The organism is Stutzerimonas tarimensis (genome assembly GCF_042648805.1).
Lineage (GTDB): Bacteria > Pseudomonadota > Gammaproteobacteria > Pseudomonadales > Pseudomonadaceae > Azomonas > Azomonas tarimensis.
Genome location: NZ_JBHRXZ010000002.1, coordinates 193,246 through 207,829 on the forward strand (window position 1 = coordinate 193,246; position 14,584 = coordinate 207,829).

Genomic DNA, 14,584 nt, shown 5'->3' on the forward strand with positions numbered 1-14,584 from the left:
CGGCTGGAACTTCATTAGTTACACGTCGGCCCAGGTCGGCGCGTCAACCGTACTTATTTGGACAGGGAGACAGCGCATGCTACTTGCTACCGATCTTGATGGAACCTTTCTCAGCGGCGATCCGCAGGACCGCCTCAGCCTTTACCAGACCATCACCGCCCACCCAGACATCCAGCTCGCCTATGTCACCGGGCGCAGCCTCGAAACCGTTCTGCCCCTGCTGGCAGACCCGACGCTACCGCAGCCTGACTACATCATCGCGGACGTCGGCGCCAGCCTCTACCATGGCGAAACCCTGCAGCCCATTCAACCCATCCAGCAGCAGATCGACGCCTGCTGGCCCGGGGAAACCCAGGTCGCCAGCGCACTGCTGGAGTTTCCCGACATGGAGCGCCAGGACGTGCCGCAATCGCGGCGCTGTTCTTATTACTGCAGCCCCGAACGTGCTGCCGACCCGAGACTCAAGGAAATTGCCGACGCGCTCGATTGCGACCTGCTGTACTCGGCCGACCTCTACCTGGATTTTCTGCCGCGGGGCGTGAACAAGGGCAGCAGCCTGATGCGTCTTGTGGAAACGCTTGGCATCGATCCCGAGCAGGTCCTTGTCGCCGGCGACACCCTCAATGACCTGAGCATGCTCACCTCCGGACTCAAGGGTGTGTGCGTGGGCCAGTCCGAACCCGGGCTGCTGGAAAGTACCCGCAGCCACACCAGCGCACGGGTTTTCCATGCCGACAGCCCGGGCTGCGGCGGCATCATTCAGGGGTTCTCGCATTTCGGCTTTCTCGGCGAACACGGTTTCGCCGCTGAAAGTCGCCGCTCCGCCGAACCAGGCCAGTCCGAGCTGGTGATCGTCTATCACCGGCTGCCCTATGAGGAAAAGCGCGTCAAAGGCCAGATCCGTCGCCAACGTCACACCTCGCCCAACGGCATCATCCCGACATTGCTGAGTTTCTTCTCCGACGGACGCAAGGGTTCCTGGGTGGCCTGGGCCGAGCACGAAGAAGACCAGGGCGAATTCGAAACCCGCACGGCGGTGGATGCGGAGCGCTACCCTCAATTGACTGCGGCCCGGGTACCCTTGAGCAAGTCCGACGTCGACACCTTCTACAAGCGGTTTTCCAAGGAAGCCTTCTGGCCGACCCTGCATTGCTTCTGGGAGCGCGCCAGCTTCAACGAGGACGACTGGCAAGTCTTCATGCGCGTCAACCGCGCCTTTGCCGAGCGCACCGCTGCCGAAGCGGCTGAAGGTGCCACCGTATGGATGCATGACTACAACCTGTGGATGGTGCCAGCCTACCTGCGCGAGATGCGCCCCGACCTCAAGCTGGCGTTCTTCCACCACACCTACTTTCCCTCGGCCGACGTCTTCAATGTGGTGCCCTGGCGTCGGCAGATCATTGGAAGCCTATTGCAGTGTGATTACATCGGCTTCCATATTCCTCGGCAGGTCGAGAACTTCGTCGACGTTGCACGCGGCGTATTCCCCCTGCAGACGCTCGAGGTACAGAACTGCGCCCCGCGCTTTGTCACCTATGGCTGTGCCGTGGGGCTCGACACCATGACCACCTGCATCGACACCGGCATGCGCCAGGTGCGTTTGGGCGCTCATCCGGTCGGACTCGATCTGGACCGGGTGCGCAACGCCTTGGCCAAGCCGGAGGTGAAGGAGCAGATGAGCCGCCTGCGCAAAGAGCTCAGCGGCGTTCGGCTGATCCTGGCGGTCGAGCGACTGGACTACACCAAGGGCGTGCTGGAAAAGCTCAACGCCTATGAGCAGCTACTGGCCAATAACCCCGAACTGATCGGCAAGGTCACCCTGGCCAGCGTCTGCGTACCGGCTGCCAAGGAGATGACCGTCTACGATGAACTGTTGGCACAGATCGAGCAGGCCGTGGGCCGCATCAACGGACGTTTCGCACGGATCGGCTGGACACCCGTGCAGTTCTTTTTCCGTAGCCTGCCGTTCGAAGAGGTAGTGGGCTGGTACGCCATGGCCGACGTGATGTGGATCACGCCACTTCGTGATGGCCTGAATCTCGTGGCCAAGGAGTTCGTCGCTACCCAGGGAATGCTCGATGGCGATGGCGTTCTGGTGCTGTCGGAGTTCGCCGGTGCGGCTGCCGAATTGAAAGGCGCTGTGCTCACCAACCCTCACGACACCGCCGACCTGGTCAGCAGTTGCTACATGGCGCTGAACATGCACAAGACCGAAGCCAAGACCCGCCTGCGCGAACTGTTCGGCATCACCGCTTACAATGACATCCGCCGATGGGGCGACGAATTTCTTGCCGCCCTGGAAACGCCGGCGCTTGAGCCAAGCGACCGGCAGGTGGCGTGATAGCACGGTAGACAATCGACGGGAGAAATCTTGGACTCGCTGACTCAAGCGGTGTTGGGTGCCTGTGTCCAAGGCACCCTGTTGGGACGCTGGCAGGGCCGCAAGGCTCTGCTTTATGGCGCAGCTCTGGCGACCCTGCCGGACCTGGATGTGATTCTCGATTACGGCGACGCGGTAGCCAACATGACCCAGCACCGTGGCTTCAGCCACGCGTTGCTGGTCTTGAGCCTGGTCGCGGTACTGCTCGCCTGGTTCATACGGCGGGTGCGGCCTCACCCAGGCTACAGCGGCACGCGGCTGTTTCTGACGCTTTGGCTGGTGCTGATCACACATGTACTGCTGGACACCTTCACCAGTTATGGCACCCAGCTGTTCTGGCCCCTGCAATCGCAGCCGGTGGCATGGTCCACCATCTTTATCATCGACCCGCTGTACACCCTCCCGCTGCTGCTGGCCGCCATCCTAGGCGCCACGTTCGGCCTGCGCGGACGCTTGCGCCATTGGCCAGCAATGGCACTGGCGTTATCCACGCTCTATCTCGGCTTCACTGTCGCCGGCAAGCAGATGGCGGAAAGCAGCGTGGCGGCGGTGCTCAGGGAAGAAGGCATCAGACCGGAGCTGGTGTTCAGCGCCCCCACTCCTTTCAATAGCCTGCTCTGGCGCGTAGTGATCATGGACGAAGGGCACTACCACGAGGCTGTGGTGGGCTGGCTGGACCGTGAACCGCCCCGCCTGGTCAGCCTGCCCAGGGGCGCCGAGCTGAGACCGGCCCTCGCCGAATCGGCTCAGCATGCGCGCCTGCAATGGTTCAGCGGTGGTGCCTTGCGCTACGACGAGATGGAAGACCAGCTCGTCGTGACCGACCTGCGATTGGGCATGACGGGCTTCCACCCCTTTCGATTTCCCCTTGCCGAACGTGCTCCAGACGGCAGATGGGAGCTGATCGACGCGCCGGAACGCCTGGCGGCCAATCGAGGAAATTCGGATCGTCTGTGGCAACTATGGGCTCGCATATGGAACCAGCAACCAGAGCTTCCGCTGGAGCACTGGGCGCTCGTATTGGAGGCAAGGCACTAAGACGGTGCCTGCCCGGCTCCTGACCAAAGGGTCAGGATACTGGTCCACCTGTAAATAGGCAGCCAAATGCACTATAAAAGTGCAAGACTTAAACCAAGGGGCTGACACTGCTCCTTATCAGCGCAACGGCCCTGCAAGCGAAGCGGCTGGCCAGCACCTCTAAACGCCGATAACCAATTGAATTAACTAGTCTTTTTAAATATGGCAGGGAATCTGCATCAGTAGCAGCATCTGGCCGGTAAGGGCGAGAGTAAGAATGAGGGCCAACCCTCAAACACAATTTCAGGGGAAAGAAAATGCTGAAAAAATTTGCCATGGCCGTGACCGCCGCTTCCACCATGGGCATGAGCGCCTTTGCTGTAAGTGAAACCGTACCGTCCCCGATTGGCGATTTCGACGTAAGCATGTCCGCTACCCTCGCCACCGATTACATCTGGCGTGGTCAATCTCAAACCCAGGGCAAGGCAGCCGTGCAGGCCAGCCTGGACGTCGGTCATGAGTCTGGCGTCTATACCGGTATCTGGGCCTCCAATGTCGATGGAGACGTGTTCGACGGTGCCAGCATCGAAGTGGACTACTACATCGGCTATGGCAATGACATCAACGACGTGCTTTCCTACGACCTGTCCTGGAACGTCTACACCTATCCGGGCGGTGTGGGCAATGTCGAGGAGTGGATCGGCTCGCTGAGCGCCTACGGCCTGACCGGCGGTGTAAAATATGCCTACCACCCCGGCAGCTCGCTGTACAAGTTCGTCTCCTACTCGCATGAACTGCCGTACGACACCGGCGTGATCCTGGCTCTCGGCCACACCGACACCAAGGACTACCTGCTCGAGCGCCGCCATGGCGAAACCTATACTGATTGGAGCCTGACCCTGGCCAAGACTTTCGCCACCGTCGACTTCGCCCTGATGTACAGCGACACCAACCTGAGCAACAGCGTCTGCCGTGACTGGTACCTCGATCGCACCTCCTCGTGCGGCTCGAACTGGACCTTCTCGGCCTCCAAGGCGTTCTGAATCTGACCGCGCCAGCCAGGTTCCCGTCACCCAGACTGCAGCGAAACGGCTGAAGCCGGTATCGCCAGACGAAACCCCGCCCGCGGGGTTTCGTTCGTTTGCGCGAACGCATCGTCTCGATCAGGTCCAGCCTTCCAGCCGCATGGTCGCCCGCACTAGCCGCTGCTCCTCTCCCTCGATCTCCTTCAGGTTGTCGCGGATGCCCTGGATATGATCCCGGGCGGCTCGCTGGGCCTGTTCAGGCAAGCGCTCGGTAATCGCGTGGAAAAGCCTGGAGTGCTGGCGGTCGATCTGCCGCTTCTGCAGGGGGCGGTGGTAAAGGTTGTTCACCGAGGCGAACACCGAGCTCAACATCAGATCACTCAATGACTGCTGCGTGTAGACCAGCACGGGGTTGTGGGACGCCTCGCTGATCGCCAGATGGAAAGCGTGATCGAGCCGCGTGTGCTCGCGTGGGTCAGCCCCCTCCTCCGCCTCGGCCGCGACCATCTCCTCGTAGCGACTGCGCAGGATCAGAAAATCCGCTTCAGTGCCTCGCAGGGCCGCCAGTCGCGCTGCCTCGCTTTCAAGTACTGCGCGCACTTCCAGCAGATCGTAGAGCGTGCGCGGCTGGGAGCTGAACAGGTGCATCAGCGGACTGCTGTCCCGGGTGCCGCCCAACTGGGCAACAAACGAACCCTTGCCCTGCGCCGTCTCGATGATGCCGCGTCCGCGTAGTACGCGCAGCGCCTCTCGCAAGGCCGAGCGGGAGATGCCGAGCTTTTCGCACAGGCGCCGCTCCGAAGGCAGTGCCTGGCCCACTTTCAGCACTCCGTCCACGATCAGCCGCTCGATGCGTTCGGCGACCACGTCGGCGAGCTGCCGTCGATCCTCACTCTCTGGATATGATTTCATGCGCCTCCACTGGTAGGACCAGTTGTGCGGTGATTATAAACCGGTCATCGGCAACCGCAGAAGCCCTGTCGTACGGGGCTATAACTCAAGGCTAGCCGAAGGTCGTACTCAACAACTGGTCCGACCAGTTTGTAGCAGATATTCAACAGGGCTACAAAGTGCGACCTGTCACCGCAGCCTGCCGGCGCGGTCAATAAAGAGAGCGTCGAACTCGCCATGAACATTCTCTACGACGAACGCGTCGATGGCGCGCTACCCAAGGTCGACAAGGACAGCCTGCTGTCGGACCTGCGCGCCGCCCTGCCTGACCTGGAGATCCTCCATCGCACGGAGGACCTCAAGCCCTACGAATGTGACGGCCTGTCGGCCTACCGCACCCAGCCATTGATGGTGGTACTGCCCGAGCGCATCGAGCAGGTGGAAAAGCTGCTCAAGCTCTGCCACCAGCGCGGTGTGCCGGTAGTCGCCCGCGGCGCTGGCACCGGCCTGTCCGGCGGCGCGCTGCCGCTGGAACAGGGCATCCTGCTGGTGATGGCGCGCTTCAACAAGATCCTCGAAGTGAACCCCGCAGGCCGTTTTGCCCGGGTCCAGCCAGGCGTGCGCAACGCGGCTATCTCCCAGGCAGCGGCGCCCCACGAGCTGTACTATGCGCCGGACCCCTCCTCGCAGATCGCCTGTTCCATTGGCGGCAACGTTGCCGAGAATGCCGGTGGCGTGCACTGCCTGAAATACGGGCTGACCGTGCACAACCTGCTGAAGGTGGACATCCTCACCGTCGAGGGCGAGCGCATGACCCTGGGCAGCGACGCGCTGGATTCGCCCGGTTTCGACCTGCTGGCGCTGTTCACCGGCTCCGAGGGCATGCTTGGCATCGTCACCGAGGTGACGGTCAAGCTGCTGCCCAAGCCCCAGGTGGCCAAGGTACTGCTGGCAAGCTTCGACTCGGTGGAGAAGGCCGGTCGCGCGGTGGGCGACATCATCGCCGCCGGGGTGATTCCGGGCGGACTGGAAATGATGGACAACCTGGCCATCCGCGCCGCCGAGGACTTCATCCGCGCCGGCTACCCGGTGGACGCCGAGGCCATCCTGCTCTGCGAACTGGACGGCGTCGAAGCCGACGTGCATGACGACTGCGCGCGGGTGAGCGAAGTGCTCAAGGCCGCCGGCGCCACCGAAGTGCGCCAGGCCCGCGACGAGGCCGAGCGGGCGAAATTCTGGGCCGGGCGCAAGAATGCCTTCCCGGCGGTCGGGCGCATTTCGCCGGACTATTACTGCATGGACGGCACCATTCCCCGCCGCGAACTGCCCGGCGTGCTCAAGGGCATCAGTGAACTGTCCGAGGAATACGGGCTGCGAGTGGCCAACGTGTTCCATGCCGGCGACGGCAACATGCATCCGCTGATCCTGTTCGATGCCAATACTGAAGGCGAGCTGGAACGGGCCGAGGCCCTGGGCGGCAAGATTCTCGAACTTTGCGTCAAGGTAGGCGGCTCGATCACCGGCGAGCACGGGGTGGGCCGCGAGAAGATCAATCAGATGTGCGCCCAGTTCAACAGCGACGAGCTGACTTTGTTCCACGCGGTGAAGGCGGCCTTCGACCCGACCGGCCTGCTCAACCCCGGCAAGAACATCCCCACCCTGCACCGCTGCGCCGAATTCGGTGGGATGCACGTGCACGGCGGCCAGCTGCCCTTCCCTGAACTGGAGCGTTTCTGATGACGGTTTTCGACCACGACGCCAGCGCCGTACTGCTCGAGCAGGTCAACGGGGCGCTGGCCGAGAAGACGCCGCTGCGCATCCAGGGCAGTGGCAGCAAGGCTTTCCTTGGCCGCCCGCTGGAAGGCAGGCTGCTGGACACCCGCGAGCATCGCGGCATCGTCAGCTACGACCCCACCGAACTGGTGATCACGGTCCGCGCTGGCACTCGACTGGCCGATCTCGACCAGGCACTGGACGAGGCCGGGCAGATGCTCGCATGCGAACCGCCGCGCCTGGGTGACGACGCCACCGTCGGCGGCATGATTGCCAGCGGGCTGTCCGGCCCGCGCCGCCCCTGGGCCGGCTCGGTGCGCGACTTCGTACTGGGCACCCGGGTCATCACCGGCCATGGCAAGCACCTGCGCTTTGGCGGGGAAGTCATGAAGAACGTCGCCGGCTACGACCTGTCCCGACTGATGGCTGGCAGCTTCGGCTGCCTCGGCGTGCTCACCGAGGTCTCGCTGAAGGTACTGCCCAAGCCACGCCTGTGCCGCAACCTGCACGTGGAAATGCCACTGGATCGCGCTTTGCTCAAGCTCGCCGAATGGGGCCAGCAGCCGGTCCCGATCACTGCCGCCAGCCATCACGACGGTGCTCTGCGCCTGCGCCTGGAAGGCGGCGAGGGCTCGGTGAACGCCGCCTGCGACCGCATCGGCGGCGAAGAAATGGACATGCAGTACTGGGACGACCTGAACGAGCAGCGCCTGGCCTACTTCGCCGATGCCCGGCCTCTGTGGCGTATCTCGCTGCCGAACAACGTGCCGACGCTGGCCCTGCCGGGCGAGCAGTTGATCGACTGGGGCGGCGCCCAGCGCTGGCTGAAGTCCGACGCCGGTGAAACGACGATTCGCGCCATCGCCAGCGAAGTGGGCGGCCATGCCACCTGCTTCACGCCAGGGGTGACCGACAGCCCGTTCCAGCCGCTGGCCGCGCCCCTGGTGCGCTACCACCGCCAGCTCAAGGCCGCGCTCGACCCACAGGGGATCTTCAACCCCGGCCGTATGTACTCCGAGATCTGATATGCAAACGAATCTGAGTGAAGCCGCAAAGAAGCTGCCCCGGGCCGAAGAGGCCGAGCGCATCCTGCGGTCTTGCGTGCACTGTGGCTTCTGCAATGCCACCTGCCCCACCTACCAGTTGCTCGGCGACGAGCTGGACGGCCCGCGCGGGCGCATCTATTTGATGAAGCAGGCGCTAGAAGGCAACGAGATCACCCGCAGCACCCAGCTGCACCTGGATCGCTGCCTCTCCTGCCGCAACTGCGAGACCACCTGCCCGTCCGGGGTCGACTACCACAACCTGCTAGACATCGGCCGCGACTTCGTCGACCAGCACGTGCCGCGCTCCACCGGCGACAAGCTGCTGCGCAGCGGCCTGCGTCGGGTGGTGCCCAACGGCGGACTGTTCAAGGCGCTGTTGAAATCCGGCTCCGCCTTCCGCCCGCTGCTGCCGGCTTCGCTGAGCGAGCACATGCCGCGCCAGGCCCGTCCGGCCAAGGCGCGTCCGCAGGTGCAGCATGCTCGTAAGGTGCTGATGCTCGAAGGCTGCGTGCAGCCCTCCCTGTCGCCGAACACCAATGCGGCGACCGCACGGGTGCTGGATCGCCTCGGCATCAGTATCACCCCCGCGCGGGAGGCCGGCTGCTGCGGCGCCGTGGACTACCACCTGAACGCCCAGGACGCCGGCCTGGACCGCGCCCGTCGCAACATCGACGCCTGGTGGCCAGCCATCGAGGCCGGCGCCATAGCCATCGTGCAGACCGCCAGCGGCTGCGGCGCCTTCGTCAAGGATTACGGCCATCTGCTGCGCTTCGATCCCGCCTATGCCAACAAGGCCAGACGGGTCAGCGAGCTGGCCAAGGACCTGGTGGAAGTGCTGCAGGCGCAGGACCTCGAATCCCTGCGCATCAAGGGCGACAAGCGCATGGCCTTCCACTGCCCCTGCACCCTGCAACACGCGCAGAAGCTTGGCGGCGCGGTCGAAGGTGTGTTGACCCGCCTGGGCTTCACCCTGACCCCGGTCCCGGATGCCCACCTGTGCTGCGGCTCGGCGGGCAGCTATTCGCTCACCCAGCCGGAAATTTCGAAGCAGTTGCGGGACAACAAGCTGAACGCGCTGGAAAGCGGCAAACCGGAGGTGATCGTCACCGCCAACATCGGCTGCCAGACCCACCTCGACGGCGCCGGCCGGACGCCGGTGCGGCACTGGATAGAAATCGTCGAGGAGGCGATGCGGTAACGTCGAGAAGAGTGCTGGAGCTGAACGAGTCGTAGGGTGGAAGTCTCGCACAGCGAACTTCCAACGGAAACAATTGCGGTGGGAAAGGCTGCGCCGTTTCCCATCCTACGCTTGCCTCGTCCACGGGGTGCAAACCCACCGACGGGGCCCCGGAAACAGCGGAACCTAGAATTCATCAGGAGACCCCATGAAAACCAAAGCCTTTCTGAGCCAAACCGAAGTCAACGCCATTCTCGCCGCCGCCCGTGAAGAGGCGCAGAACAATGGCTGGAACGTCACCATCGTGGTCGCCGACGACGGTGGCCATCCGCTGGCCCTGGAGCGCCTCGACGGCTGTGCCCCGATCGCCGCCTACATCGCCACCGAGAAGGCCCGCAGCGCCGCCTTGGGCCGCCGCGAGACCAAGGGCTACGAGGACATGGTGAACAACGGCCGTAACGCCTTCCTCTCCGCACCCGTGGTGTGCTCGCTGGAAGGCGGCGTGCCGGTGCTCGTCGATGGCAACGTGATCGGTGCGGTGGGCGTCTCCGGCGTCACCGCCGCTCAGGATGCCCAAATTGCCAAAGCCGGCGTCGCCGCCATCGGCTGAACAGACAAACAACAAGACGGAGAAGAACCATGAGCGAACGCGTATCGCTGCACGGCCTGCAGGTGGCCGCCAACCTCAAGCGCTTCATTGAAGACGAAGCCCTGCCGGGCACTGGCGTCGAAGCCCCGGCCTTCTGGGAAGCCCTGGACAAGCTGGTCCATGAACTGGCACCGAAGAACCGCGAGCTGCTGGCCGAGCGTGACCGCCTGCAGGTCGAGCTGGACAACTGGCACAAGGCTAACCCTGGTCCGGTCCGCGACATGGCCGCCTACCGCAGCTTCCTCGAGTCCATCGGCTACCTCCAGCCGGTGCCGGACGAAGTGAAGATCGAGACCGCCAACGTCGACACCGAGATCGCCGAGCAGGCAGGCCCGCAGCTGGTGGTGCCGATCATGAACGCCCGCTACGCGCTGAACGCCGCCAATGCCCGCTGGGGCTCGCTGTATGACGCGCTCTACGGCACCGACGCCATCAGCGAGGAAGGCGGCGCTCAGAAAGGTCCGGGCTACAATGAAGTCCGTGGCGCCAAGGTCATCGCCTATGCTCGCCAGTTCCTCGACGGGGCCGCGCCACTGGCCGAAGGCTCCCACGCGGACGCCGTCGCCTACCGCGTGCAGGATGGTCAGCTGAAGGTCACCTTGGAAAACGGCAATACCATCGGCCTCGCCCAGCCGGAGAAATTCGTCGGCTACCAGGGTGATGCGGTCGAGCCCAAGGCCGTGCTGCTGAAGAACAACGGCCTGCATGTCGAGATCCAGATCGACCCCAACAGCCCCATCGGCCAGACCGATGCAGCCGGAGTGAAGGACCTGCTGGTCGAGGCCGCCGTTTCCACCATCCTCGACTGTGAAGACTCGGTCGCCGCAGTGGATGCCGATGACAAGGTGCTGGCCTACCGCAACTGGCTGGGCATCGTCCAGGGCACCCTGAGCGAGGAAGTCGCCAAGGGCAGCAAGAGCTTCGTCCGCCGGCTGAACCCGGATCGCGAATACACCGCGCCCGATGGCGGGAGCCTGACCCTGCACGGCCGCTCGCTGCTGTTCCTGCGCAACGTCGGTCACCTGATGACCAACCCTGCGATCCTCTACGACGGCGACCGGGAAATTCCCGAAGGCATCATGGACGCCGTGTTCACCAGCCTGATCGCCAAGCACGACCTCAAGCGCAAGGGCAATTCGCGTACCGGCAGCATCTACATCGTCAAGCCGAAGATGCACGGCCCGGTCGAAGTTGGCTTTGCCGATGAGCTGTTCGGCCGCGTCGAGGACCTGCTCGGCCTGCCGCGCCATACCGTGAAGCTGGGCATCATGGACGAGGAGCGCCGCACCAGTGCCAACCTCAAGGCGTGCATCGCGGCGGCGAAGCACCGGGTAGCCTTCATCAACACTGGTTTTCTCGACCGCACCGGCGACGAGATGCATACCTGCATGGAAGCCGGCCCGGTGCTGCGCAAGGGTGACATGAAGTCCACTCCCTGGATCCAATCCTACGAGCGCAACAACGTACTGGTGGGCCTGGCCTGCGGCCTGCGCGGCAAGGCGCAGATCGGCAAGGGGATGTGGGCCATGCCGGACCTGATGGCGGCGATGCTGGAGCAGAAGATCGGGCATCCGAAGTCCGGCGCCAACACCGCCTGGGTCCCTTCGCCCACCGGCGCCACGCTGCACGCGCTGCACTACCATCAGGTGAACGTGCAGCAAATCCAGCAGGAGCTGGAAAAGGTCGATCTGGCCACCGAGCGCGAGCAGTTGCTGAACGACCTGCTGACAATCCCGGTGGCCCCCGAAGCCAACTGGAGCGAAGGCGAAAAGCAGCAGGAGCTGGACAACAACGCCCAGGGCATCCTCGGCTACGTGGTCCGCTGGGTTGAACAAGGCGTCGGCTGCTCCAAGGTACCGGACATCCACAACGTGGGCCTGATGGAAGACCGCGCCACCCTGCGCATCTCCAGCCAGCACATGGCCAACTGGCTGCACCACGGCGTGGTCAGCAAGGAACAGGTGCAGGAAACCCTGGAGCGCATGGCCAAGGTGGTGGACGGGCAGAATGCCCACGATCCGCTGTACCGCCCGATGGCCGGCGATTTCGCCAGCTCGGCTGCCTTCCAGGCTGCCAGCGATCTGGTGTTCAAGGGACGCGAGCAGCCCTCCGGCTACACCGAGCCGCTGCTCCACCAGTGGCGTCTGAAGTACAAGCAAGCCAGCCAGGGCTGATCGACCCGAGCCGCCCATACGAATGAGCGGCTCGCGGTGAAATAAAGGAAAGGCGAAGGAGCAATCCTTCGCCTTTTTCGTTGCACGACCGGGCACCGGTCACACGGCGCTGTCCCGCTCAGGGCACTCGGCCAGCAGTGTCGGCGTGACATCCTCAGCGCTTATTCGATTCCGCCCGTGCCGCCTGGCGAGGAAAAGTGCCGGCCGGCCGCCTCCAAAACGATCAGCCCAGCATAAAGCACTCAGAGCCATCGGCGCTAAGTGCTTGATATTCATGGTGTCCCAGGCAGGAATTGAACCTGCAACCTTCCCCTTAGGAGGGGGATGCTCTATCCAATTGAGCTACTGGGACAAGGCGAGGCGGAATGTTAACGGGCCGCGGTGGTTTTGTCATGGGCAATCCTGGGCAGTCGTGCGCCCAGTACAGACCGTCTGCAGAAAGCGCTCGGCGGTGTCACTGAGCGGGCCGGAGTTGTCGAGGATGATCACCCGCTCGTACTCACTCTCAAGGCCGTCGGCAAATCGCCTGTTACGCGCCAGCCGAGCTTCCACCTCATCGAGGCTCTCCCTGCCGCGTTGCAGCAGGCGCTGGCGCAACACCGCTGGCTGCACGGACAACAGCACCGTCAACATGCCGGGATAGCGGCACAAAGCCTGCGGCAGGTATTCCCGAGAGCCATTCACCACAACGCTATAGCCTTCTGCAAGCCACTGATCGATCACCAGTGGGATTCCATAGGCAATACCGTTGGCATGCCAGTGCAACGCAAAGGCAGCGCTGCGTTCCAATGCCTCGAACTCGTCGGGCGATATGCACGAAGTGCCCCCCTCGGGTTCACCTGATACGCGGGTCACCTGCCGCGGCGCGATCCGGCACTCTTGCAGAAGCAATCGCTCCCGGCAGGCCTCCAGCAAGCTGTCCTTACCGGCGCCAGAAGGCCCGACCAGATAGATCAACCGTCCCTTCATCGCGAAATCCCTGGTAGTTGGAACTAAAGCCGTATGTTACGGGGTCATATCGTAGAGCCAGCGCAGGCTGAATGGTTCGCCTAGGGGCTTAGTGCCTAGCTGAAGCAAGGGGTCATCTGGAATTAATACGATCCTTGCAAAATGCAATGTCACCCAAAGCCCTTCGTGCAATGCGCAATCCCCTGCGCTCGTGCCTTACTCATATGTCATTGTTTTTAAAGGAATATATTCTTTGAGGTGATTGGCACAGGACCTGCAATTCTCTATTTCGTTCAAGCTATCGAGCGAATGGAGACGCCCAAATGCCATATGTTGTTTTCGCACTCAGCGCAGTTTTTCTGGCCTCCGCGGCAGCCACTCATTTGCCCGACCGCGACACTGGGATGTCCTACCAGCAAGCTCAGCAATACGAATTGATTCGCCAGGTCAGCCTGGAGCCGCGCGCCAACATCCTGACCACCAGCGAAAATGAAATGGTCCGCCCCGCCGAAACCCAGCGCTGGGTGTTTTGATTCACCCGCCAGGACGGAAGGCAGAATAGGGAGATGACACTCATGTCCAAGGCAGCATTCTTGTTTCTCGGTGCCGTATTCGTATGCGGCTTCATCGTACTCCTCGCGCCTGCAAGCGAAGCCTGGAACGCCATTGGCAAGATCGGCCTGGCTCTCTTCAGCGTTCTCCTGTTTGGTGCCTTGCTCGTCGGACGGCGCATCAAATTTGACCCGGTGCTTCGGTGATCAAGCTTGGGCCTAGGGTCGCTAGCACAATGGCCGTACCGCGCGCGATCTGATTTGTGAGCGTCAGCGCATTTACCCTGAGCAGCTCTCAGTAATAGCGAAGCGCTCTTACATGTCCCCCCGCCAGGACGCATAATTGCGCCGTGATGCTCATTTATAGCGTTGCGGACGGAACGCTATGCCCGCTTTGATTGTCAGACCGGTGACAGTTGCAACTGCAATGCCATCATCGCCCAAATGACTAACCGGTTAAGATAATGCGCCCTATGAAACAGGCTGTTTTTTCCAGCCGCACGGCTGACAAGTTCGTGGTCAGGCTTCCCGACGGCATGCGAGACCGCATTGCCGAGGTTTCTCGCAATCATCACCGCAGCATGAATTCCGAAATTATTGCCCGACTGGAGCAAAGCCTTTTTCAGGAAGGGGCCCTGGACGATGAATTGAGCATGCGGATCGACAGCCCCGAACTGTCCCTGCATGAGCGTGAACTGCTGCAGCGCTTTCGTCAGTTGTCGCGCCGTCAGCAGAACGCGCTCATCTCGCTGATTGCCCAGGACGTGGACAACCCTCCAGACTCCGAGTAGTCGAACCAGTCCTGAGCGCATTAAAAAGCCGGCTATATGCCGGCTTTTTATTCAGTACGAACCTACCCCACCATATTGAGCAGGATACCCGCTGCCACCGCCGAGCCGATCACACCGGCCACGTTGGGCCCCATGGCATGCATCAGCAGGAAGTTCTGCGGG

At 62.7% G+C, this 14,584-nt stretch carries 14 protein-coding genes and 1 tRNA gene; 11 read left to right on the forward strand and 4 right to left on the reverse strand.

The features are described 5' to 3' along the window. The first annotated feature begins 76 nt into the window (after positions 1-76). The 3 genes from ggpS (at position 77) to ACFOMF_RS01835 (ending at position 4,440) form a co-directional block, all read left to right on the forward strand. On the forward strand, positions 77-2,341 hold the full coding sequence (ggpS, locus tag ACFOMF_RS01825; RefSeq protein ID WP_386360629.1) for a glucosylglycerol-phosphate synthase: 2,265 nt from the start codon (positions 77-79) through the stop codon (positions 2,339-2,341). 30 nt (positions 2,342-2,371) lie between these two features. Continuing rightward, positions 2,372-3,418 (forward strand): metal-dependent hydrolase, encoded by a 1,047-nt coding sequence (locus tag ACFOMF_RS01830; protein WP_386360631.1) that lies wholly within the window; start codon positions 2,372-2,374, stop codon positions 3,416-3,418. A 296-nt stretch (positions 3,419-3,714) separates the two neighbouring features. Then, the gene (locus tag ACFOMF_RS01835) at positions 3,715-4,440 is read left to right on the forward strand and encodes a TorF family putative porin (protein ID WP_386360632.1); all 726 of its coding nucleotides are present in this window, start codon (positions 3,715-3,717) and stop codon (positions 4,438-4,440) included. Between the two features lie 120 nt (positions 4,441-4,560). On the opposite strand, the gene glcC is transcribed toward ACFOMF_RS01835, so the two are convergent. Then, entirely contained in the window at positions 4,561-5,334 is a 774-nt protein-coding gene (glcC, locus tag ACFOMF_RS01840; protein ID WP_386360634.1) for a transcriptional regulator GlcC, read from the reverse strand. A gap of 216 nt (positions 5,335-5,550) precedes the next feature. Here glcC and glcD point away from each other — a divergent pair, with 216 nt between their 5' ends. The 5 genes from glcD to ACFOMF_RS01865 all read left to right on the forward strand — a co-directional run bounded on the left by glcD (position 5,551) and on the right by ACFOMF_RS01865 (position 12,132). Continuing rightward, positions 5,551-7,050, forward strand: a complete 1,500-nt coding sequence (glcD, locus tag ACFOMF_RS01845) for a glycolate oxidase subunit GlcD (RefSeq protein ID WP_386360636.1) — start codon at positions 5,551-5,553, stop codon at positions 7,048-7,050. After that, a complete protein-coding gene (gene glcE / locus ACFOMF_RS01850) occupies positions 7,050-8,111 on the forward strand; it encodes a glycolate oxidase subunit GlcE (RefSeq protein WP_386360638.1) in 1,062 nt (353 codons plus the stop codon). Before glcD ends, glcE begins: the two co-directional genes overlap by 1 nt. Before the next feature lies 1 nt (position 8,112). Then, positions 8,113-9,330, forward strand: coding sequence for a glycolate oxidase subunit GlcF (gene glcF, locus ACFOMF_RS01855; RefSeq protein ID WP_386360640.1), 1,218 nt, complete (start codon positions 8,113-8,115; stop codon positions 9,328-9,330). A gap of 187 nt (positions 9,331-9,517) precedes the next feature. Beyond that, positions 9,518-9,919 (forward strand): heme-binding protein, encoded by a 402-nt coding sequence (locus tag ACFOMF_RS01860; protein ID WP_386360642.1) that lies wholly within the window; start codon positions 9,518-9,520, stop codon positions 9,917-9,919. A gap of 29 nt (positions 9,920-9,948) precedes the next feature. Beyond that, a complete protein-coding gene (locus ACFOMF_RS01865; protein WP_386360644.1) occupies positions 9,949-12,132 on the forward strand; it encodes a malate synthase G in 2,184 nt (727 codons plus the stop codon). A gap of 275 nt (positions 12,133-12,407) precedes the next feature. Here ACFOMF_RS01865 and ACFOMF_RS01870 read toward each other — a convergent pair. Continuing rightward, positions 12,408-12,484: transfer RNA gene (locus tag ACFOMF_RS01870), tRNA-Arg, on the reverse strand. A gap of 38 nt (positions 12,485-12,522) precedes the next feature. Next, positions 12,523-13,101, reverse strand: coding sequence for a phosphonate metabolism protein/1,5-bisphosphokinase (PRPP-forming) PhnN (gene phnN, locus ACFOMF_RS01875; protein ID WP_386360646.1), 579 nt, complete (start codon positions 13,099-13,101; stop codon positions 12,523-12,525). Between the two features lie 383 nt (positions 13,102-13,484). Between phnN and ACFOMF_RS01880 the strand changes: the two genes are divergently transcribed. From ACFOMF_RS01880 to ACFOMF_RS01890, 3 genes are all read left to right on the forward strand, one after another. Further along, the gene (locus ACFOMF_RS01880; RefSeq protein WP_386360648.1) at positions 13,485-13,613 is read left to right on the forward strand and encodes a hypothetical protein; all 129 of its coding nucleotides are present in this window, start codon (positions 13,485-13,487) and stop codon (positions 13,611-13,613) included. Positions 13,614-13,655: 42 nt separating this feature from the next. Next, a complete protein-coding gene (locus ACFOMF_RS01885) occupies positions 13,656-13,838 on the forward strand; it encodes a PA3371 family protein (protein WP_386360649.1) in 183 nt (60 codons plus the stop codon). A 257-nt stretch (positions 13,839-14,095) separates the two neighbouring features. After that, the gene (locus tag ACFOMF_RS01890; protein WP_386360651.1) at positions 14,096-14,422 is read left to right on the forward strand and encodes an Arc family DNA-binding protein; all 327 of its coding nucleotides are present in this window, start codon (positions 14,096-14,098) and stop codon (positions 14,420-14,422) included. A 62-nt stretch (positions 14,423-14,484) separates the two neighbouring features. On the opposite strand, the gene ACFOMF_RS01895 is transcribed toward ACFOMF_RS01890, so the two are convergent. Continuing rightward, on the reverse strand, positions 14,485-14,584 hold a 100-nt coding region (locus tag ACFOMF_RS01895; protein ID WP_386360670.1), incomplete at its 5' end, for a sodium ion-translocating decarboxylase subunit beta.